A 20,217-nucleotide genomic window follows, 5' to 3' on the forward strand; every position below is an offset into this window, starting at 1 on the left:
ATGAGTTCAAATTCTAACAATCGCCACGAACTAGTAGAACGTAATGTCGGTTTGCTTGCGATCCTGATTGTGTTTGCCATCAGTTTGGGTGCGCTGGTAGAAATCACGCCACTGATTTTCCAAAAACAGACAACGGAGCCGGTTGAAAACTTGCGTCCCTATTCTGCGCTGGAACTCGAAGGTCGTGATATTTACATTCGCGAAGGTTGTAACGTGTGTCACAGCCAAATGATTCGTCCTTTCCGTTCGGAAACAGAGCGCTACGGTCACTACTCCGTCGCGGGCGAAAGCGTTTGGGAGCATCCGTTCTTATGGGGCTCTAAGCGTACAGGTCCAGATCTTGCGCGCGTTGGTGGCCGTTACTCTGACGAGTGGCACCGCGTTCACTTGATTGACCCACGCGAGTTGGTTCCTGAGTCAAACATGCCTGGTTTCCCATGGCTGGCTGACAATGAACTGGATGGTAAGGACACTGAGAAGAAACTGCGTATTTTCCGCGACCTATTCGGCGTGCCTTACACAGATGAACAAATCGCAAACGCGTCTAAAGATGTAGAAGGTAAAACAGAGATGGATGCCATCATTGCTTATCTTCAGTCTCTTGGTCACGCAATGAAGTAAATAAGGGGTGACGTAATGGATATCGGTACTATTCACAGTATTTGGACCATCGTTCTGTTCGTGAGCTTTATTGGCGTTGTGTGGTGGGCTTACGGCAAAAACCGTAAAGCTCGCTTCGAAGAAGATGCCAACCTTGTCTTTGCTGACGAGATTGAACAGCCCAAAAAAGAACAGGGAGTGACTAAGCAATGACGACGTTTTGGAGTCTTTGGATAATTATCATCACGGTCGGAACACTGGTCGGCTGTGCTGCACTACTTATCTGGTGTCTTAAAGACAAAATGGGCGTAGAGGAAGGCGCTGATATGGGCCATGAATACGATGGTATTCGTGAGCTTAACAATCCTCTACCTAAATGGTGGACCTACCTTTTCATTGGTACGTTCGTATTTGCAGCGATCTATTTAACGCTTTATCCAGGTCTTGGCAGCTTTAAAGGTGTCTTGGGCTGGCAGAGCTCAGATCAAACCGTTCGTTCGGTTGAAGAGTCAAAAGCGTCGATTGCCGCCTCTCAAGAGAACAAGCAGCTAGTACAATACGCCAAAGAGCTTGATGATGCAGATGCCTACTTTGGTGAAGCATTCAAGCGACTTGCGTATGTTGATGGCTCCTCTGATCTGCGCCCTATCCCTGCGATTGCAGCGGATGATGAAGCAGTAAAAGTGGGTCAGCGCCTGTTCTTACAAAACTGTTCGCAGTGTCACGGCTCTGACGCTCGTGGTCAAAAAGGATTCCCTAATTTGACTGACGACGCATGGCTATACGGTGGCGAGCCAGAAGCTATCGTGACCACCATCATGCAAGGCCGAATCGGTCAAATGCCTGCGTGGAAAGATGCGCTTGGCGAAGAAGGCGTGAAAGAAGTCGTGAGCTATACGCTGAGCTTGTCAGGTCGTAGCGTGAACGCGCGCGAAGCAGAAGCGGGTAAAGTACGTTTTGCGGTTTGTGCGGCTTGTCATGGTACGGACGGTAAAGGTAATCCAGCTGTGGGTGCACCGGATCTGACTGACCAAGATTGGTTGTTCGGTGGCTCGCGTGCTGAAGTGACAGAGACGGTCATGAACGGCCGCTCAGGCGTAATGCCAGCTTGGAAAGACATACTAGGTGAAGACAAAGTGCAACTTGTCGCTGCCTATGTATGGAGCCTAAGCAACTCAGAACAATAAGTTACATTTCAATTCCAGCCCCATGCTGTCAACAGATGGTAATGGGGCTGTCTTTCCTTTACAGTTAAAGCCCTGATTTCATTTTATAAATTGAGAACTTTTTTATGGAAAAGCCTTGGTATAAGCAGTTTTGGCCGTGGTTTCTAATCATCCTTCCATCGATCGTGGTGGTGTGGACTATTATAACGGTCGTTATTTTCACTCAGAACTCGGTCGACCTGGTTACTGAGGATTACTATAAAAAAGGAAAAGGGATCAACGTTGATATTTCAAAGATTAACGTTGCAAAAGAGTTAGGACTCAGCGCTCAAGTCGTCTCTGACGAAAACGCTATCGTCATCACGCTTGATAAAGGCACTCTCGAACACTTCCCCGCAATCACCGCGATGTTTGCCCATCGCACACTGCCTGATCGCGATTTTAGCCGATTACTGACGTCTGACGCCAAAGGTCAATATCGCTTTGAGCTCGACGAGGCGCTGCAAGGCCCCTGGTTTATCGAACTGACCCCTCATGATGCACAATGGTTAATTCAAGGCCGCGTGACATTCCCTTCTGAGATGGCCATCCCTCTTTCCAACTAATTGATGTAAGCGTAGCTATGTGTAAAACGTGTTACCACTGTGGTGAAGAAGTACCAGACAACACGGATTATAAGGTGGAGATCCTCGGCGAATCTCGCGATATGTGTTGCCCAGGGTGTGAAACCGTCGCCCAAACGATTATTGATAGCGGGCTCGTGTCCTACTATCAATATCGAACAGCGCCTGCAGAAAAAGTCGAACTGGTTCCCGAGCAGCTCAAGGCACTCATTCACTATGACAACGAAGAGGTTCAATCGGAGTTTGTCAGAACCAATGAAGAACATGCAGAGGTGACATTGTCACTCGATGGTGTCTCTTGTGCGGCTTGTGCTTGGCTGATTGAGAAACAAGTTTCGACCCAATCTGGCGTTTTGTCTATTCGTGTCAACACCACGACCAATCGTGCGATACTCGCGTGGGATAAAAGCAAAACTCGACTCAGCGATCTTCTCTCGTCGATTCACCAATTGGGTTACAAAGCTGCGCCATTTGAAGCTGACCAGCAAGAAGCGGCTTACCATCAGCAAATGAAGCAGTACCTCTATCGGTTAGGTATAGCTGGCCTTGCGACCATGCAAGTCATGATGTTGGCAGTGGCGCTCTACCTTGAAGTGTTTGGCGATCTAGAACCAGAGTTTAAACACTACTTTCGCTGGGTAAGCCTTATTTTTGCCACACCGGTTATGCTCTACTCGGCGCTGCCCTTTTACCTAAATGCATGGCGTAGCTTACGCAGTAAAACTCTCGGCATGGATGTCCCCGTCTCTTTGGCGATGATTTTTGCCTACTTTGCCAGTTTGGTGGCGACCATTACAGAGCAAGGTGAAGTTTTCTTTGAATCCATTTCGATGTTTGCGTTTTTCCTTTTGGTTGGCCGCTTTCTTGAAATGCGCGCAAGACGCAAAGCCGCCGCTGCAAGTGGAAACCTGCTTAAATTAATACCTGCAATGGCCACCACGGTTCAAGGTGACCAAATTGCCGTCAGAAGCCTAAAACTTGGTGATCAAATCCGCGTGTTACCCGGTGAGCACATTCCTGCCGATGGCAAGATCATCAAAGGCCGAGTCCACATCGATGAGTCGATGTTAACGGGCGAATCCGTTCCTGTCGTGAAAAATGTCGAGGATTATGTGTACGCCGGTACCCTCAACGGCGAGGAAGCGTTTGAACTTGAGGTGACATCCAGCAAAGCGGACTCGATGATCTCGAAAATTGTACGCCTGCAAGATGAAGCGCAGCTTGCGAAACCAAAAATCGCCGAGATAGCCGACGTCGTTGCGCGCTATTTTGTCGCGATTATTTTGGTGATTGCTGCGGTTACCTGGTTCTTTTGGCACCAAGCAAACCCAGACGATGCATTCTGGATCATGTTGTCAGTATTGGTCGCGACCTGTCCTTGCGCCCTCTCTCTCGCGACACCAACGGCGTTGACCTGCGCGACATCTCGCATGGGCAATTTTGGCATACTTCTGCGCAAAAGCCACGTGTTCGAAACGCTGTGTAAAGTGAACCATTTGATCATCGATAAAACCGGGACCTTAACGCATGGTGACATTGAAATTTGTCACGTGACGCTCCATGGAGATATCACTCGTGAAGAAGCGCTCTCTATGGCCGCAGCATTGGAGTCCCACGCCAATCATCCTCTGGCCCGTGCGTTTAAGCCTTATGCGGTTCAGAGCCTGGAGATTCAAGACATCGAGAACGTAATTGGTTCTGGTGTAACCGGTTCGATTGATGGTGCGATTGCGAAAATAGGCAGTGCCTCGTTTGTGATTGGTGAAGGGGCGAGTCCCTCACCTAACTGCATTTACTTATCACTGAATAACGAGCTAGTGGCCACCTTTGAATATCACGACCCGATTCGTAAGGACGCCAAGCCGTTTATTGAGCAGTTTCAGCAAGCGGGCATCAAAGTGACGCTGCTAACGGGTGATTCCCACACCAACGCGACATTGGTCGCCGAGCAAATTGGGATTGAGGATGTAGTCGCAGGAGCCAAGCCTCAAGACAAGCTCGAATTCTTAAACCACGTTGATGCGAATGACGTCACCATGATGATCGGGGATGGCATTAACGATGCCCCTACTCTCGCCGGCGCCCATCTGTCTGTCGCCATGGGTGGTGGTGCCGATGTTGCCAAAGCCTCAGCGGACATGGTGTTGCTTGGTGATCACTTGGAACGAATCCTTGATGCACGAAAACTCGCGCTGCAAACTCGAAAAATCATCCGTGAAAACCTCGCGTGGTCACTGGGCTATAACGTATTGATTTTGCCACTCGCTGTTGCCGGCTTGGTCGCGCCTTATTTTGCTGTGGTTGGTATGTCTGCAAGCTCAATTATTGTAGTATCGAACTCTCTGCGTTTGCTCAAAGAACAGGGTAAGTAAATGGAAAGCTTGTATATCTTAATCCCTATTGCCATCGTACTGGTTTGTGTTGCCGTAGCGGTGTTTCTGTGGGCAGTGAAAAGCGAGCAGTTTGAAGATCTCGAGCGTCAAGGTCACAACATTCTGTTTGACGAAGATGAGTCTGAGCAAAAGAAACGTGAGCCATGATGATTGATTGGTTCGGCGCGTTTGTTATCGGTCTTGTCGGGGCCGGACATTGTATGGGGATGTGTGGTGGTATCGCCTCAATGCTCACCATCGGGCAAACCTCGCCCTCTCGCTGGACGCCCGTTTATTACAATCTTGGTCGATTAATCAGTTACGCACTGCTTGGAGCCATCGTCGGCGGCGCAGTGGCGTCGTTGAGCAAACTGAGCCAAATAAATAGTGTCTTGATATGGCTTCGTTTGCTGGCGGCACTTTTCATGATTTTGCTGGCGTGTTACATCGGAAAATGGTGGCACGGACTGCTGCATATTGAAAAGCTGGGTCAGCAGATTTGGCGTTTTATCGCTCCAGCGGGCAAATCCCTACTGCCTTTACAATCCCCCTTGCACGCCCTTCCGTTTGGCATGGTCTGGGGATGGCTACCCTGCGGACTTGTCTACTCCACATTGACGTGGTCTGCCGTGTCTGGCAGCGCGCTAAACGGCGCCTTAGTCATGTTGATGTTTGGGCTGGGAACCCTACCCGCAATGCTGGCGGTTGGCATGGGGGCTGAGGCGCGTAAGCGGATTCAAAATTCTTCAGTATTTCGTCAAATTGTTGCGTTTATGCTGTTAATCTACGGCATTTTTACCGGATATGATGCAATATCGATTTTATTAATTAGTTTATAGATACCTGTTTTTATACATTTTTTTCCGCTACCTTTTGCCGCTAATGGGTGCTAAAATATTGATGTATATCAAATAGTGAAAGGTTGTTATGATTTCTGAAAAGCCTGCAACAAAGCGAATTCAGTCCGGTGGTTGTGCGATTCACTGTCAGGACTGTAGTATCAGTCAGCTTTGTATTCCGTTCACTTTGAACGAGTCCGAACTTGACCAGCTTGACCAAATTATCGAACGAAAGAAGCCTATCCAGAAAGGCCAAGAGCTATTTAAAGCGGGTGATGAGCTTAAATCTCTTTACGCAATTCGTTCAGGAACCATTAAGAGCTACACCATTACCGAGCAAGGCGATGAACAAATTACAGCCTTTCACCTCGCCGGTGACCTTGTAGGCTTTGATGCGATTACTGGTGATTGTCACCCAAGTTTCGCTCAAGCGCTTGAGACGTCGATGGTGTGTGAGATCCCTTACGAAATCTTGGACGACCTTTCAGGTAAAATGCCTAAGTTGCGTCAGCAAATCATGCGCCTGATGAGTAATGAAATCAAAGGCGACCAAGACATGATTCTCCTGCTCTCAAAGAAGAACGCAGAAGAGCGTCTCGCTGCTTTCCTATACAACCTTTCAACTCGTTTTTCGCAGCGCGGCTTTAGCCCTCGTGAGTTCCGTTTAACCATGACTCGTGGTGATATTGGTAACTATCTCGGATTGACGGTAGAGACAATCTCGCGTTTGCTAGGCCGTTTCCAAAAGTCTGAAATTCTCAGCGTGAAAGGGAAATACATCACCATCATCGACCACGATGCGCTGATGGATCTGGCGGGCGTTTCAAAAGAATCGTAATCAGTTCAATGATGTAGCTCTATTCTGAGCTACATCATACTTCTTCTACTTTCCGCATTGTTTTCCTAATACTCTCCTCAAAAGTAAGCTACATTAATCTTATAGCCCAACTCTACTCCAAGGAGTAATTATGAGCATTTACAATAAGATTTTAGTGGTTGCCGATATCAATAAAGAAGAACAACCCGCCCTTTCCAGAGCGATGCAGCTTGCCGCGCAGAGCCGTTCACCGAGTCGAGTGACGTTCTTTCTCTCTATCTATGACTTCTCTTATGACATGACCTCAATGCTCTCTTCTGATGAAAGAGATGCAATGCGCCGAGGTGTGATCGGTCAACGCGAGCAATGGATGCAAAAAGTCGCACAGCCCTATTTGAATGACAACGTGGAGTTTGAAGTCAAAGTGGTGTGGCACAACCGTCCATATGAAGCGATTATAGCCGAAGTCTTTTCTGGTGAACACGACATCGTTATTAAAGGTACACGCAAGCATGACGTCTTAGAATCGGTGATTTTCACCCCAACCGATTGGCATTTGCTGCGTAAATGCCCTTCTCCTGTGTTGCTGGTTAAAAACGAAACGTGGTCAGAGGACGCAAGTATTCTCGCCTCCGTGCACGTGGGTTCAGAAAATGACACACACATTGGGTTAAACGATGAAATGGTTGAGCAGCTAAAGAGTTTGTCTGAGCGATTAGGCGCACGTCCGCTGCTTGTTAACGCTTATCCAGTCACACCGGCCAACATTACTATTGAGTTACCAGAGTTTGACCCGACCACCTATACCGATGCTGTTCGCGGCCACCACTTAACAGCGATGAAAGCACTGAGACAAAAACATGGTTTTGATGAAGAGCAAACCATTGTAGAGCAAGGTTTGCCAGAGGACGTTATCCCAGACGCCGCTATCAAAGAGAATGCCGCTATGGTGATTATCGGTACCACTGGACGCACCGGACTCTCAGCGGTGTTTATCGGGAATACCGCTGAACATGTGATTGATAAGATCAATTGCGATGTACTCGCACTGAAACCCGCTGGTTATATCAGCCCACTCGATCCTAAAACAGCAATCTAATGGACTTGTTCTCCTTCAATAGCCTCACCCTTTGGTGAGGCTATTTTCTTTCCTCTCAAAAGACCGCGGTTTGGACCTCAAGCCGGTAAATTATTTTCTGCGCTAACGCTGGCATCTCAGTGATTTATCCGTATCATACGCACTTCATTTGGATTCATGATTGATTAAGACTGCAAGCTGATGACTGAGCAAACTCAAGAGCTAACTAAAGCTCAACAATACAACTTTAATAAGCTGCAAAAGCGTATCCGCCGCAACACCGGCCAAGCCATCCAAGACTTCAATATGATTGAAGACGGTGATCGCATTATGGTTTGCTTATCCGGCGGCAAAGACAGCTTTACTATGCTTGATATTTTGATGAGTTTACAAAAGAGTGCGCCAATCAATTTCCAATTGATTGCGGTCAACCTTGATCAAAAACAGCCTGGCTTCCCTGCACACATCCTGCCAGAGTATTTAGAGTCACTTGGTGTCGAATACAAAATTGTCGAAGAGGATACGTACTCTATCGTTCAAGATAAGATCCCTGAAGGCAAGACGACCTGTTCACTCTGTTCACGTTTGCGTCGTGGTATCTTGTATCGCACTGCAAAAGAGTTGGGCGCAACCAAGATTGCCCTTGGCCACCACCGTGATGACATTCTCGAAACACTCTTTTTGAATATGTTCCACGGCGGAAAAATGAAAGGCATGCCACCTAAATTGGTGTCGGATAACGGTGAGCACGTGGTGATTCGTCCCCTGGCGTACTGCCGTGAAAAAGACATCATCAAGTATGCAGATTTGCGCGGCTATCCAATTATTCCGTGTAACTTGTGTGGTTCACAACCAAACTTGCAGCGCCAGAACATTAAACAGATGCTTAATGAGTGGGACAAACGCTTCCCTGGTCGAATCGAAAGCATGTTCCGCGCTATGCAAAATGTGGTACCTAGCCACTTGGCTGACTTTGAACTGTTCGATTTTAAATCCGTTGATAAAGACTCTGGTGTCATCAATGGTGGTGATATTGGTTTTGATAAAGAACAGATCCCGACTCCAGAGCTTGATGAAGACGATCGTGTACAAGAGTTCGATCCTAGCCTTCAGCTCAATGTGACCAACTTGTAGTCAGGTTTAGTCGTCATAAAGAATAAGGGCCGCAGATGCGGCCCTTATTACGTTTAGGTAAAGACGAGCAGATGGCTATTTTGCCTTGGGTAAGTATGGCAACACTCGCGCAGTTTGGGTCGGAAGAGTTATCTTACCCCCCTCACCAATCTCACTTAACGCCACTTGCACTTTGCCAGCCACAATCGCTTTCTCTGAGCCATTGGAGAACTGAATCACACCATTGAGATCGTTGGGAAACTCCAACGTGACACCTTCGACATCTGGCGTGAACCAGCTAGCGAACATCCCTCCGAGATCGACAAGCATGGCATGCATTTGAGGAAGGAGTACCTCAACCTCTTGGTAAGAGACCTCTCCTTCCATGGGCTGTTTGGTCATGACGACCATAGAGAAATCACAGCGCTGATCTTGCGGGGTGCGCACGAAGACTAATGGATTCGCAGAGCGCAGATTGTTATCGAGTGGCACCAAAAGTTCATGGTACTGAGAAGATTTGAGCTCTTCGTAGTGCTGCTCTTTTTCCATCCAGGCTTTCTCAATCACGCAATTGCGCTTTGTATCGGCATTGAGAAAAAAGAAGCCGATTTTAACGTCTTCATGCCCCTCTTTGGCGTTTTGCTTCATGTGCGTGTAAAGCTTGGTGTAGGTAAACATGTATTCTTGCGCTGTGACGGGCGTGCACGCCATCGCCGCTGCAAACCCAAGTCCTAGGGCTAACTTTAATCGAGTCATTATCTTTACTTATTGTTTTGTCAGGTTATCTTCCCAGAAGTCCTGATTGTGCATGATCATCGTCTTGATGTCTTGGACATAGTCCTCACCGCGCTCAGAATAGCGCAGCAAGCCATTAGTTAAAGCGATAGCCGCTTCAGTGTCGGTGAGACTTTTATCTTTTACATGTCGTTGGTAACGGATCTCACGCAAGTCTTCATACGCGTGATTACGATTCACATTCATAAAATAGCCATGGATGGACTGCTGGACCGATTTAAACTTGGCGACTTCATGGCTCATATCATCGCCCCGCTTCAGTGGTACCACACCGCACCCTTCGGAGTAACACCATTGACCAAAGTAGTTGTTTGCCTTGCGAGCGAAACGCGACGTTCCCCACGCAGACTCATTGGCAGCTTGAACCAACACCAGAGATTCCGGCAATACATCGACCCGATGCAACATAGTCTCAAGCCAAGCTTGATCAATGCCGCCTTCTGGAAGCTGAACGTTGTATCGTTCACCCAACTCAGAGGCGTATTGACGATCTTTGGCTGTTAACTGGCCTTTTTGAAAACGACGTTGAATGATGTCTAAACGCGAACGCTCTTTTTTGACTCTCTGGTTTTCCAACTCGATACCCGGGCGTAGGTAGTCGAAGAACGCCTGTTTTTTCTCGGAGACATCATCAAAGCGAGTAAAATCTGGCGCTTTACCGACTTTCTTCGCTTGAGAATAGGAAACGCTCACCGCCTCTTCTTGATCCTGTTTCTCGTACTGGTAGTAACTGCAACTGGCAACCAGAGCTGCGATCACTAAAACAAGTAGTTCCGTCTTACGCATTGAAAATTTGTGGGTCGTTGTCATCATCATTCTCATCTGTAGGTTGTTCTTTGGCGACAATTTTTAACTTAATACCAAACATATTGCGGTACACGATGCCTTTGACGTGGAAGAAAAACGGCAGCACTAAAATGAGGCCGATTCCGTAGAACATCACACCGACGATAAACAGCACCGTTACGACGGAATACAAACCCACTAGTGGGAAAAACTTCTTATTAACGGCGCGCAGCGACAACAGCAGCGATTGCATGGGCGGTACACGCTTCTCACAGATAAGGAGCATAGAGTTGCTAAACGCCAGCGACAAATACATAGAAACAAAGGGCAGAATCATTCCGGCCACGCCTTGAAGGAGCAGGCTAAACAGTGTCGCCATAATAACTGGAATGGTATGTTGTAGCCCTTTGAGCATGTGGCGGGGCTTGGTTGAGAGTCCAGCCGCGTGACTCATCGCCATTAAGCTGATCCCGGCATAAATCGGTGCACTGATCACTTCGTAACTAAAGTTGGCGACCATAATCGCACTGAAAATACTGGGGTCGAACTCTGCGGTACCTAAAATCGCATCGAAGATGATAGAAGGATTACCCAGTTGCAATTTTAGAGCGATATAAAAAATCGCCAGTTGCAACGCAATCAAGGCGATGACCGCCGGAGAGAAAGAGATGAAATGTTTCATGGTGTGCTGGCCCGCTTCTTTGAGCACATCCACCACCTTCAGCTCGTAATTTCCGGATAAGGCGCGCTCGATACTGCCGCCAAGGTTGAAGTCTTTTTCAAACTCACTCTTCATTGGAATTCCATCACTGGTCTGCCTGCCATGTTACGCTGGCACACTCACTTTTAGAGAAAAAATTAACATCATTATACTGAAACATCTCGCACTCTAAAATCAGAACCGTCATTGTTGCCAGTTTTATCAACGATTTGATTGATATTTGAACTTTCTGTGTTTTAAAGTGGGCAACAGGTTGAACAAATCACGGGTCGTAGTCTCGTCCACCCACGTTAGATAACGTGGGCTAGTTTCGTTAACAAACATACAGGTCAGACTTCATAAAAATTTTTTCACTTGGAGGCTGATAAATTGCTTTGATTTCACGATTTTGGTGATTATGATTCGCGCCTCTAACTTCACGTTATTTTATGCGCTTTCTCATTAGGGAAATGAATCAATACCCATAGTGATGGCTAGGTACAACGCTATGGTTCTGTTTAAGTAGGAGAAATACAGACGTTGAACAGCAAAAATACAGCAGAACAACCGGTTATACGCTTAGCCGGCATCAGTAAAAGCTTCGATGGTAAAGAAATCATCGGTCACCTAAATCTCGATGTAAATCACGGTGAGTTTTTGACCATTTTAGGCCCTTCAGGCTGTGGTAAAACAACCGTATTACGTATGATTGCGGGCTTCGAGTCTGCAGATAACGGTGACATCATTCTTGATGGTCAAACTGTGACTCATGTTCCTGCTGAGCAGCGACACGTCAATACTGTTTTCCAGAGTTATGCCCTCTTCCCGCACATGACGGTGTTTGAGAACGTCGCGTTTGGTTTGCGTATGCAAAAAGTGCCGAGCCAAGATATTGAACCCCGAGTCCTTGAAGCGCTGCGCATGGTGCGCCTTGAAGAGATGGCGCAACGCAAGCCTCACCAGCTTTCCGGAGGCCAGCAGCAGCGCATAGCCATTGCACGCGCGGTGGTCAACAAACCCAAGGTATTGCTGTTAGACGAATCGTTGTCAGCGTTGGACTACAAACTGCGCAAGCAGATGCAAATTGAGCTTAAGCAGCTTCAGCGCAAACTGGGCATCACCTTCATCTTCGTCACCCACGACCAAGAGGAAGCGCTATCGATGTCGGACCGCATTATCGTGATGCGCGATGGCGTCATCGAGCAAGATGGCTCCCCACGTGAGATTTACGAAGAGCCGAAGAACCTATTCGTTGCGCGTTTTATCGGTGAAATTAACGTCTTTCATGCCACCATGATCGAGCGTTTGGACGACAAACGTGTGCGCGCCGAAATTGAAGGCGTCGATAGCGTTGTTTACTTCGAAGGTGAAGCTCAAGCCGGCGACAAGCTACAAGTGATGCTACGCCCTGAAGACTTACGTATCGAAGAGATCAAAGAGTCCGAGCAGCGTGGCATCGTTGGTCATGTCACTGAGCGTACCTATAAAGGGATGACGCTCGACTCCGTGATAGAACTTGAATCAGGTATGCGCGTCATGGTGAGTGAATTCTTCAATGAAGATGACCCGGATGTTGATCACTCTCTCGGTCAAAAAGTTGCCATCACTTGGGTGGAGAGCTGGGAGGTGGTGCTCAATGAAAGCGTCGAAGTTTAATCTTCAAAATGCGATCATCACACTGATTGTCGGCTGGTTAACACTATTTGTGCTGTTACCCAACCTGATGATCATTGGTACGAGTTTCCTTACGCGTGACGAAGCGAATCTCATCGATCTGACCTTTACTTTAGACAACTACGCGCGCTTATTCGACCCATTGTACGCCAAAGTGCTGTGGCATTCGTTTTATATGGCGATCGTCGCCACCTTGATCTGCTTGGTGATTGGCTACCCTTTTGCCTACATCGTGGCAAAGATGCCGGCCAAGTGGCGCCCTATCATGCTGTTTTTGGTCATCGTTCCTTTTTGGACCAACTCGCTGATTCGTACTTATGGGCTAAAAATTGTCTTAGGTACTCAGGGTATTTTAAACAAATCATTGATGGCACTAGAACTTATCGATAAGCCACTACGCATTATGTACACCGAGAGCGCCGTGATGATTGGCCTTGTCTACATCTTGCTGCCGTTTATGATTCTGCCGTTGTATTCGGCGATTGAAAAATTAGACGATACCTACATTGAGGCGGCGAAAGATCTCGGTGCCAACAAACTGCAAATCTTCACGCGTGTCACCTTACCATTGACCATGCCGGGCATTATTGGTGGTTGCTTATTAGTTCTGCTGCCTGCACTCGGCATGTTCTATATCTCCGATTTGCTCGGTGGTGCGAAGAACTTGCTCATTGGTAACGTGATCAAAAGCCAAGTGCTCAATGCACGTGATTGGCCATTCGGCGCGGCAACCAGTATCGCATTGACCATTGCGATGGCGGTAATGTTGTACGCCTACTATCGGGCAGGAAAACTCTTGAATAAGAAAGTGGAGCTAAGCTGATGGGAAAAACAGTTAGATTTAGCTTTATGAGCGTTGTGTACGGCTTTTTGTACCTGCCTATCATCGTGCTGATCGTTAACTCATTCAATGCCAATAAATTCGGCATGAAGTGGGATGGTTTTACCACCAAGTGGTACGAAACCTTGGTCAACAATGACAGCCTAATGCAAGCTGCGTGGCACTCGATCAACGTGGCGGTGTTTTCCGCTACTGCCGCCACCGTGATTGGTAGCCTAACTGCGGTGGCGCTATTTCGCTATAACTTCAAAGGCAAAAACGCGGTGAATGGCATGCTGTTTGTTGTCATGATGTCACCGGATATCGTGATGGCGATTTCGCTGCTTGCCCTATTCTTGGTGCTAGGCGCCCAACTGGGCTTTTTCACTTTGTTGATCGCCCACATTACCTTCTGTCTGCCTTTTGTGGTTGTGACGGTATACAGCCGCTTAAACGGGTTTGATGTAAAAATGCTTGAGGCAGCAAAAGATCTGGGCGCGAGTGAGTGGACGATTTTAAGCAAAATCATCTTACCCTTGGCGAAGCCAGCGGTCGCTGCCGGTTGGCTGCTGAGCTTCACGCTATCACTGGACGATGTGATCATCAGTTCCTTTGTCACAGGGCCGACTTATGAAATTCTACCATTGAAGATCTATTCAATGGTGAAGGTGGGCATTTCACCAGAGGTGAATGCTCTTGCAACCGTCATGTTGGTGGTGTCGTTGACACTGGTTATCCTCTCGCAACTGATTGCTCGCGAGAAGGACTGATACCCATGACTTTGTACGGGACGGCACTCACCGTCCTGTTTTTTATCGATAATGGCCAGTGTTGCTGGCCTGTACGTTTGGTTTGGAGCTAACGTCAATGAAAAAATGGGCAACTTTAATTACGGCAAGTGCATGCATGTTCTCTCTCTTTTCAGCGCAAACGCGTGCAGAAGACAAAGAATTAGTGTTTATGAACTGGGGGCCGTACATTAACAGCAGTTTGCTTGAGCAGTTCACCAGTGAAACCGGCATTAAAGTGATTTACTCGACGTATGAGTCGAATGAAACACTCTATGCCAAGCTAAAAACGCACAACCAAGGCTACGATTTAGTCGTCCCTTCTACCTACTTCGTCGCTAAAATGCGTGACGAAGGTATGTTGCAGAAAATTGATAAGAGCAAGCTGTCAAACTTTGCCAACTTGGACAAAAACTACCTCAACAAACCTTATGATCTAAACAACGAATACTCGATTCCACATGTAGTAGCGATCACAGGTCTGGCCGTAAATGAAGACATGTACGATACCAACGACTTTACCAGCTGGGCAGACCTATGGAACCCGGATTTGCAAGGTCAAGTCATGTTGATGGATGACACGCGTGAGGTGTTCCATATCGCTTTACGTAAACTGGGTTACTCAGGCAATACCACTGACCCAGAGCAAATCGACCAAGCATACGCTGAACTGCAAAAGCTCATGCCAAACGTCTTAGTATTTAACTCAGACAACCCAGCAGCGCCTTACTTATCGGGCGAAGTTGGTGTCGGCATGTTGTGGAATGGCAGTGCTGCCGCCGCGCAAAACGAAGGTCTCAACCTTAAACTGGTCTTTCCAAAAGAAGGAGGCATTGGTTGGGTCGACAACTTTGCTATTTCTTCCGGAGCGAAAAACGTAGAAGCCGCGCATAAGATGATCGATTTCTTACTACGCCCTGAAATCGCTGAACAAATCTCGCGTGATACCGGTTATTTGACCGCTGTAGCAGAGTCTAATGCCAAGTTTAAAGATGTGGCGCCGCTCTTCCCATCACAAGAGGATCTTGACCGAGTAGAATGGCAAGATGCGGTTGGTGACATGACGGTTAAGTACGAAGACTACTTTATGAAGTTGAAAGCGGGTCAATAACCGTTTAACAGACGAAAAAGAACAAAATAGGTAGCGGATGCTGCCTATTTTTTTGTTTGGCTGATATACTTTTCGCGTATGGTTTATATTGTCGATAAATATTATTACTCACTGCACTATCAATAAGATACGTCAGGAACGATGGATCTTGATGGCGCACCAAAAAACGGAAATACAATGAAAAGTAAATTCTATGCAAGCGCCCTGTGCGCAGCGACACTTATCGCTTCCCCTGCTATGGCTGCTGATCAAGAACTCTATTTCTACAACTGGTCGGAATACATTCCGTCTGAAGTTCTTGAAGACTTTACAAAAGAAACTGGGATCAAAGTGATCTACTCAACCTACGAGTCTAACGAAAGTATGTACGCCAAGTTAAAGACTCAAGGCTCAGGTTATGACCTCGTAGTACCGTCTACCTATTTTGTGTCGAAGATGCGTAAGGAAGGCATGCTTCAACAAATCGATAAAACACAGTTGTCGCACTTTGCCGATCTCGACAGTAATTTCTTGAACAAACCTTTTGACCCAAGCAACAATTACTCGATTCCCTACATTTGGGGCGCGACGGGGATTGGCATCAACTCTGATATGCTAGACCGCTCAACCGTCACCAAGTGGGACGACTTTTGGGATACCAAGTGGGAAGGCCAACTCATGCTGATGGACGATTCGCGTGAGGTATTCCACATCGCCTTAACCAAACTCGGTTACTCACCCAACACCACCAACCCTGACGAAATTGAAGCGGCGTATCAAGAGCTGAAAAAACTGATGCCTAATGTGTTGGTATTTAACTCTGACTTCCCCGCGAACCCTTACCTTGCCGGTGAAGTCTCGCTGGGTATGCTCTGGAATGGGTCTGCCTACATGGCTCGTCAAGAGGGCGCATCCATCGACATCATTTGGCCAGAAAAAGGCGCCATTTTTTGGATGGACAGCTTAGCTATTCCAGCAGAAGCGAAAAACATCGAAGCCGCGCACAAGATGATCGATTTCCTACTGCGTCCTGAGAACGCAGCGAAAATTGCCGTTGAAATCGGCTACCCGACCCCCGTCGCCACCGCGCACGACTTGCTGCCCGAAGATTTTGCCAACGATCCAAGCATCTTCCCACCACAAGAGGTGATGGAAAGCGGCACATGGCAAGATGAGGTGGGTGAAGCCAGCGTGCTTTACGATAAGTACTTCCAAAAACTCAAAGTGAACAACTAGTCCACGAATGACTCACTCATATCGATAATCCATTGTCGATAAGAGTATCAAAGTAAAACGGCCACGCAATGTGGCCGTTGTTGTATTTAACTGCTCACTTTAATCGTTGAAAGTGAGTCGTTTGAGCTCCTGTCGCGCCAGTTATGCATGTTTGCGTGATGGTGTCTGTAGCGACAAAATTTCATCCACAAGTTTCGGCACCTCAATACTTGCTTTACCGTAGCGTTTTTCTTCAAACTCACTCTCGATAGCGCTGGGCTCAAGATTGATTTCAATCGAATGGGCACCGTGCATTCTTGCATCATGAACAAATCCTGCGGCGGGATACACCACACCGGAAGTGCCGATGGATATAAACAGATCCGACTTTTCCAACGCTTCATAGATGTCGCCCATGCGCAGCGGCATTTCGCCAAACCACACAACGTGGGGGCGCATCTGTGACGGGATTTGACAACAGTGACATAAATCACCGGTGTGAATCGGCCCCTGTTCATCGACTACTTGATTGGAGACGCTGCAACGCGCTTTCAGTAGCTCGCCATGCATATGAATGACATTGGTACTGCCACCGCGCTCATGTAAGTTATCGATATTTTGCGTAATGATGGTGACACTGCCTTCCAACTCTTGCTCTAGCCTACCTAATGCGAGATGGGCGGCGTTAGGTTTAATCGAATCATCTTGGAGTTTGAGACGACGTTGATTGTAAAACTCTTGCACTAAGTCTGGGTTGCGCGCGAATCCTTCTGGCGTTGCGACATCTTCAATACGGTGGTTTTCCCAAAGGCCATCTTGAGCGCGAAAGGTCTTAATACCAGATTCAGCGGAGATACCTGCGCCAGTCAAAATAACGACGTTGCGGTACGGAAACTTCATAGGTCTTCCTTTATTGGTTTTCTTCCTTTGCTGTTAGCTTAGCACTTCATCAATAACAACAATAGGAATAAGGATTAGACCATAGTCGAAGCGTTTTAAACGAGGTGTGGTTTCTGTGATGGATGATCAAAAACGGGGCGCCTAATCGCGCCCCGAGTGCGTTGGATACTGCGCTTTGATCAGTCTTCGTTGGTCGAAGAGATCTTGTGAATCGCCAAATCGGCGCCATTGAACTCATCTTCCTCAGACAAGCGCAATCCGGTCACACTATTGATGATGCCGTAGACAAGCATGGCGCCAACGACCGCAATCACGATACCAGCGATGGTGCCAAGCACTTGAACCGTCAAGCTCACGCCGCCTAAGCCACCGAGTGCCGTTTGGCCAAAGATTCCAGCCGCAACACCACCCCACGCGCCACAAACGCCGTGCAGAGGCCATACGCCGAGCACATCATCGATCTTGGTTTTGTTTTGTAGATAGGTAAAGAGGTATACGAACAACGCGCCAGCCACCGCACCAGTGACAAGCGCGCCAATCGGATGCATCAGATCGGAACCGGCACACACCGCAACCAAACCGGCGAGTGGTCCATTGTGAATAAAGCCTGGGTCATTTTTACCCGCAATTAAGGCCGCCACAATACCCCCGACCATCGCCATCAGTGAGTTCATCGCCACTAGGCCGCTGATGCCTTCCAGCGTTTGTGCAGACATCACGTTAAAACCAAACCAGCCGACACATAGAATCCATGCCCCAAGTGCCAAAAATGGGATATTTGAAGGCGCGAAGTTGGTGTGCTTACCTGCGCGAATACGGCCGTTACGCATACCTAGAAACAGCACGGCAACCAAGGCTATCCAACCGCCCACGCCATGCACAACGACAGAGCCTGCAAAGTCATGGAAGCCATAACCAAATTGATTTTCAAACCAAGCTTGAACGCCGTAGTTGCCGTTCCAAATCATACCCTCAAAGATTGGGTAGACCAGACCGACGGTAAAAAACGTGGCAATCAGTACCGGATAGAATCGTGCACGCTCAGCAATACCGCCTGAGACAATCGCTGGTATCGCCGCCGCAAAGGTGAGAAGGAAGAAGAACTTCACCAGTTCATAGCCATTGCCTTGCGATAGGGTTTGCGCATCGGCAAAGAAGTTCGCGCCATAGGCAAGCCAGTAACCAAAGAAAAAGTAAGCGAGGGCTGAAATACCGAAATCAGCGAGGATCTTGACCAGTGCATTGACTTGGTTTTTGTGGCGCACCGTCCCTACTTCGAGAAAAGCAAAGCCCGCGTGCATTAAAAACACCATGATTGCACCAAGCAGCAAAAAAAGGGTATCTGAACTCTGTGTCAGGGTTTGAACGGCTCCGTGTACCTGACTTACATCTAGGCTCATTATTGTCTGTCTCCATGTAGCGCGCTTTTTATGTGCGTCGGTTGTTTTCTATTCACCAAATTAGTGAAAAATGAATCAGGAAAGCCAGTAAACAATATCTGTGCCAGTATTGAGCAATATGTCAGAGTAAAAATAAGGCATTGATTTTATGTGGATAATAATTCTAAAGCTTGAAGGGAGAGCGACTAAAAGTGAGAGAGATTTAAACCAATAGCACCAACTTGGTGATAACGCACCAATTTAATGCATCCACCAAATCAATAAAGCGCCCCATATTGGAGCGCTATCAATATATGTGAATGCCACGTTACCGTTAGAGGTTGGGCCCTTTGGAGAATTGAAACGGTTGATTCTGGCGAAGCAATCGCATTCCCTGTGCCATACGCACAAACCAGACTGCAATGGCCACCAAGCCCAAAGCAAAACCGATGTATGGAATCGCATGAGCCATCGAATCTATCCACTGGCTTTTATACCAGTAGTCGTTCACCCCTTTAAGCAAGCCATTGGATGTCGCGACGGTGATGATCAAGACCACAAAATAGGTCAAATTAAGGAAAAAGGTTCTGATCAATCCATAGTAGTGTGAATCCACCACCTGTCCATCTTCACCTTTATCGAGTCGATAACCCGCGTACACAATGGCGATCACCCCTGAAATCAAACAGGTAATGGGAGTGAAGCAACTCAGGATATAGGCGACCCAAATTCCTTTATGCGTTTGGTTCATGCTTATCTCCTTTGTTGCCCTCGGGCGTTTTTGCCATGACTTCCTCGTACCACAAATCATGGTGCTCTTTCGCCCAAGTTTCGTCGACTTCACCCGTGACCATGCCCTCTAGTGCGCCCTCCATACCAAACAGACCGATATAAATGTGGAAGACAAAACCACAAATCAAAATCAGCGCCGCTAAGCCGTGCACGAGATTAGAAAGCTCCATATCGCGGCGAGTTTGACCGAATATTGGAAAATCCAACACCAACCCGCTAAACGCAACCACGGTGCCCACCACGATCAAGAGCCAAAACAGCGCTTTCTCCCCCGCATTTGAAAACTCTGCGGACGGATGGCTACCTTTGTGTTTGCCCACCATGCCACCCAGCTTGAAGAACCAAACCAGATCCACCTTTTTAAACACCGACTTTCGCCACCACTTAACGAGGATGCACAGCAGCAAGAGGTAAAAAATAGGGCCAATGTAGTTGTGATACTGCTTGGCGGTGATGATCACCCAGCCCCATAGCTCACTTGGAATATACGGCTTAAGAAAGTGCTTGCCGTAAACCAACATCAAGCCACTAAACGCCAATGTCAAAAAGGTAAAAGCCATACTCCAGTGCAGTGCACGGTCTAGGCGTGACCAGCGTTTGATCTTTCTGCCTGTACGCGGCGCACTCAACTTAATTGGCCCCATCACTAAGTAGACCAAGGTCACCATCG

The 20,217-nt window shown here is 47.6% G+C and carries 22 protein-coding genes; 15 read left to right on the forward strand and 7 right to left on the reverse strand.

The annotated features are described in order from the left end of the window. The 10 genes from ccoO (at window position 1) to ttcA (ending at window position 8,629) form a co-directional block, all read left to right on the forward strand. On the forward strand, window positions 1–621 hold the full coding sequence (ccoO, locus tag AC6R1O_RS15350) for a cytochrome-c oxidase, cbb3-type subunit II (RefSeq protein WP_334555361.1): 621 nt from the start codon (window positions 1–3) through the stop codon (window positions 619–621). Window positions 622–636: 15 nt separating this feature from the next. Then, window positions 637–813, forward strand: coding sequence for a cbb3-type cytochrome oxidase subunit 3 (locus tag AC6R1O_RS15355; RefSeq protein ID WP_334555360.1), 177 nt, complete (start codon window positions 637–639; stop codon window positions 811–813). Further along, window positions 810–1,787 carry a cytochrome-c oxidase, cbb3-type subunit III gene (ccoP, locus tag AC6R1O_RS15360; protein WP_334555359.1) on the forward strand — a complete coding sequence of 326 codons (978 nt, stop codon included), beginning with the start codon at window positions 810–812 and terminating at the stop codon, window positions 1,785–1,787. Before AC6R1O_RS15355 ends, ccoP begins: the two co-directional genes overlap by 4 nt. 104 nt (window positions 1,788–1,891) lie before the next feature. Then, on the forward strand, window positions 1,892–2,371 hold the full coding sequence (locus tag AC6R1O_RS15365; RefSeq protein ID WP_500633385.1) for a FixH family protein: 480 nt from the start codon (window positions 1,892–1,894) through the stop codon (window positions 2,369–2,371). Window positions 2,372–2,388: 17 nt separating this feature from the next. Next, window positions 2,389–4,761, forward strand: coding sequence for a heavy metal translocating P-type ATPase (locus AC6R1O_RS15370; RefSeq protein WP_500633384.1), 2,373 nt, complete (start codon window positions 2,389–2,391; stop codon window positions 4,759–4,761). After that, window positions 4,762–4,929 (forward strand): cbb3-type cytochrome oxidase assembly protein CcoS, encoded by a 168-nt coding sequence (gene ccoS / locus AC6R1O_RS15375; protein ID WP_334555356.1) that lies wholly within the window; start codon window positions 4,762–4,764, stop codon window positions 4,927–4,929. It begins immediately after the preceding gene. Further along, a complete protein-coding gene (locus tag AC6R1O_RS15380) occupies window positions 4,926–5,600 on the forward strand; it encodes a sulfite exporter TauE/SafE family protein (protein ID WP_500633383.1) in 675 nt (224 codons plus the stop codon). The genes ccoS and AC6R1O_RS15380 overlap by 4 nt, the downstream gene beginning before the upstream one ends. A gap of 88 nt (window positions 5,601–5,688) precedes the next feature. Beyond that, entirely contained in the window at window positions 5,689–6,438 is a 750-nt protein-coding gene (gene fnr / locus AC6R1O_RS15385; RefSeq protein WP_334555354.1) for a fumarate/nitrate reduction transcriptional regulator Fnr, read from the forward strand. Window positions 6,439–6,568: 130 nt separating this feature from the next. Continuing rightward, the gene (uspE, locus tag AC6R1O_RS15390) at window positions 6,569–7,516 is read left to right on the forward strand and encodes a universal stress protein UspE (protein ID WP_500633382.1); all 948 of its coding nucleotides are present in this window, start codon (window positions 6,569–6,571) and stop codon (window positions 7,514–7,516) included. Between the two features lie 180 nt (window positions 7,517–7,696). Then, entirely contained in the window at window positions 7,697–8,629 is a 933-nt protein-coding gene (gene ttcA / locus AC6R1O_RS15395; protein ID WP_500633381.1) for a tRNA 2-thiocytidine(32) synthetase TtcA, read from the forward strand. A gap of 75 nt (window positions 8,630–8,704) precedes the next feature. Here the strand turns inward: ttcA and AC6R1O_RS15400 are convergent, their stop codons facing one another. From AC6R1O_RS15400 to AC6R1O_RS15410, 3 genes are read right to left on the reverse strand one after another with little or no spacing between them, the layout of a single operon-like run. Continuing rightward, window positions 8,705–9,364 (reverse strand): DUF2987 domain-containing protein, encoded by a 660-nt coding sequence (locus AC6R1O_RS15400; protein ID WP_500657329.1) that lies wholly within the window; start codon window positions 9,362–9,364, stop codon window positions 8,705–8,707. A 9-nt stretch (window positions 9,365–9,373) separates the two neighbouring features. Then, window positions 9,374–10,189, reverse strand: a complete 816-nt coding sequence (locus AC6R1O_RS15405; protein WP_500633379.1) for a glucosaminidase domain-containing protein — start codon at window positions 10,187–10,189, stop codon at window positions 9,374–9,376. Further along, window positions 10,182–10,985: a hypothetical protein gene (locus AC6R1O_RS15410; RefSeq protein WP_500633378.1), complete on the reverse strand. Its 804-nt coding sequence runs from the start codon at window positions 10,983–10,985 to the stop codon at window positions 10,182–10,184. Before AC6R1O_RS15410 ends, AC6R1O_RS15405 begins: the two co-directional genes overlap by 8 nt. Before the next feature lie 435 nt (window positions 10,986–11,420). On the opposite strand from AC6R1O_RS15410, the gene potA reads away from it, so the two are divergent. From potA to AC6R1O_RS15435, 5 genes are all read left to right on the forward strand, one after another. Then, complete coding sequence (potA, locus tag AC6R1O_RS15415) at window positions 11,421–12,545, forward strand: spermidine/putrescine ABC transporter ATP-binding protein PotA (RefSeq protein WP_500631172.1); 1,125 nt, start codon at window positions 11,421–11,423, stop codon at window positions 12,543–12,545. Beyond that, on the forward strand, window positions 12,526–13,386 hold the full coding sequence (gene potB, locus AC6R1O_RS15420) for a spermidine/putrescine ABC transporter permease PotB (RefSeq protein ID WP_334555349.1): 861 nt from the start codon (window positions 12,526–12,528) through the stop codon (window positions 13,384–13,386). Before potA ends, potB begins: the two co-directional genes overlap by 20 nt. After that, on the forward strand, window positions 13,386–14,153 hold the full coding sequence (gene potC, locus AC6R1O_RS15425) for a spermidine/putrescine ABC transporter permease PotC (RefSeq protein WP_500633377.1): 768 nt from the start codon (window positions 13,386–13,388) through the stop codon (window positions 14,151–14,153). Before potB ends, potC begins: the two co-directional genes overlap by 1 nt. A gap of 97 nt (window positions 14,154–14,250) precedes the next feature. After that, the gene (locus tag AC6R1O_RS15430) at window positions 14,251–15,282 is read left to right on the forward strand and encodes an extracellular solute-binding protein (RefSeq protein WP_500633376.1); all 1,032 of its coding nucleotides are present in this window, start codon (window positions 14,251–14,253) and stop codon (window positions 15,280–15,282) included. Between the two features lie 177 nt (window positions 15,283–15,459). Beyond that, entirely contained in the window at window positions 15,460–16,497 is a 1,038-nt protein-coding gene (locus tag AC6R1O_RS15435) for an extracellular solute-binding protein (RefSeq protein WP_500633375.1), read from the forward strand. 141 nt (window positions 16,498–16,638) lie between these two features. Here the strand turns inward: AC6R1O_RS15435 and cobB are convergent, their stop codons facing one another. The 4 genes from cobB to AC6R1O_RS15455 all read right to left on the reverse strand — a co-directional run. Next, on the reverse strand, window positions 16,639–17,376 hold the full coding sequence (gene cobB / locus AC6R1O_RS15440) for a Sir2 family NAD+-dependent deacetylase (RefSeq protein WP_500633374.1): 738 nt from the start codon (window positions 17,374–17,376) through the stop codon (window positions 16,639–16,641). Window positions 17,377–17,555: 179 nt separating this feature from the next. Then, the gene (locus AC6R1O_RS15445) at window positions 17,556–18,776 is read right to left on the reverse strand and encodes an ammonium transporter (RefSeq protein ID WP_334555344.1); all 1,221 of its coding nucleotides are present in this window, start codon (window positions 18,774–18,776) and stop codon (window positions 17,556–17,558) included. Between the two features lie 313 nt (window positions 18,777–19,089). Continuing rightward, window positions 19,090–19,506 (reverse strand): hypothetical protein, encoded by a 417-nt coding sequence (locus AC6R1O_RS15450; protein ID WP_500657330.1) that lies wholly within the window; start codon window positions 19,504–19,506, stop codon window positions 19,090–19,092. Further along, a partial coding sequence (locus AC6R1O_RS15455) for a formate dehydrogenase subunit gamma (RefSeq protein ID WP_500657331.1) occupies window positions 19,490–20,217 on the reverse strand: 728 nt, incomplete at its 5' end. The genes AC6R1O_RS15455 and AC6R1O_RS15450, both read right to left, overlap by 17 nt.

The organism is Vibrio sp. R11-SG3-ISO3-SZ (assembly GCF_059834345.1).

What these genes read in the sequence shown, in the direction of transcription:
- potC (WP_500633377.1), top strand. Translation starts at nt 13,386, where the DNA reads ATGGGAAAAACAGTTAGATTTAGCTTTATGAGCGTTGTGTACGGCTTT.
- AC6R1O_RS15445 (WP_334555344.1), bottom strand. Translation starts at nt 18,776, where the DNA reads ATGAGCCTAGATGTAAGTCAGGTACACGGAGCCGTTCAAACCCTGACA.
- cobB (WP_500633374.1), bottom strand. Translation starts at nt 17,376, where the DNA reads ATGAAGTTTCCGTACCGCAACGTCGTTATTTTGACTGGCGCAGGTATC.
- ccoO (WP_334555361.1), top strand. Translation starts at nt 1, where the DNA reads ATGAGTTCAAATTCTAACAATCGCCACGAACTAGTAGAACGTAATGTC.
- ttcA (WP_500633381.1), top strand. Translation starts at nt 7,697, where the DNA reads ATGACTGAGCAAACTCAAGAGCTAACTAAAGCTCAACAATACAACTTT.
- AC6R1O_RS15430 (WP_500633376.1), top strand. Translation starts at nt 14,251, where the DNA reads ATGAAAAAATGGGCAACTTTAATTACGGCAAGTGCATGCATGTTCTCT.
- AC6R1O_RS15355 (WP_334555360.1), top strand. Translation starts at nt 637, where the DNA reads ATGGATATCGGTACTATTCACAGTATTTGGACCATCGTTCTGTTCGTG.
- AC6R1O_RS15450 (WP_500657330.1), bottom strand. Translation starts at nt 19,506, where the DNA reads ATGAACCAAACGCATAAAGGAATTTGGGTCGCCTATATCCTGAGTTGC.
- AC6R1O_RS15400 (WP_500657329.1), bottom strand. Translation starts at nt 9,364, where the DNA reads ATGACTCGATTAAAGTTAGCCCTAGGACTTGGGTTTGCAGCGGCGATG.
- uspE (WP_500633382.1), top strand. Translation starts at nt 6,569, where the DNA reads ATGAGCATTTACAATAAGATTTTAGTGGTTGCCGATATCAATAAAGAA.
- fnr (WP_334555354.1), top strand. Translation starts at nt 5,689, where the DNA reads ATGATTTCTGAAAAGCCTGCAACAAAGCGAATTCAGTCCGGTGGTTGT.
- AC6R1O_RS15380 (WP_500633383.1), top strand. Translation starts at nt 4,926, where the DNA reads ATGATGATTGATTGGTTCGGCGCGTTTGTTATCGGTCTTGTCGGGGCC.
- ccoP (WP_334555359.1), top strand. Translation starts at nt 810, where the DNA reads ATGACGACGTTTTGGAGTCTTTGGATAATTATCATCACGGTCGGAACA.
- ccoS (WP_334555356.1), top strand. Translation starts at nt 4,762, where the DNA reads ATGGAAAGCTTGTATATCTTAATCCCTATTGCCATCGTACTGGTTTGT.
- potB (WP_334555349.1), top strand. Translation starts at nt 12,526, where the DNA reads ATGAAAGCGTCGAAGTTTAATCTTCAAAATGCGATCATCACACTGATT.
- AC6R1O_RS15435 (WP_500633375.1), top strand. Translation starts at nt 15,460, where the DNA reads ATGAAAAGTAAATTCTATGCAAGCGCCCTGTGCGCAGCGACACTTATC.
- AC6R1O_RS15370 (WP_500633384.1), top strand. Translation starts at nt 2,389, where the DNA reads ATGTGTAAAACGTGTTACCACTGTGGTGAAGAAGTACCAGACAACACG.
- AC6R1O_RS15405 (WP_500633379.1), bottom strand. Translation starts at nt 10,189, where the DNA reads ATGCGTAAGACGGAACTACTTGTTTTAGTGATCGCAGCTCTGGTTGCC.
- AC6R1O_RS15410 (WP_500633378.1), bottom strand. Translation starts at nt 10,985, where the DNA reads ATGAAGAGTGAGTTTGAAAAAGACTTCAACCTTGGCGGCAGTATCGAG.
- AC6R1O_RS15365 (WP_500633385.1), top strand. Translation starts at nt 1,892, where the DNA reads ATGGAAAAGCCTTGGTATAAGCAGTTTTGGCCGTGGTTTCTAATCATC.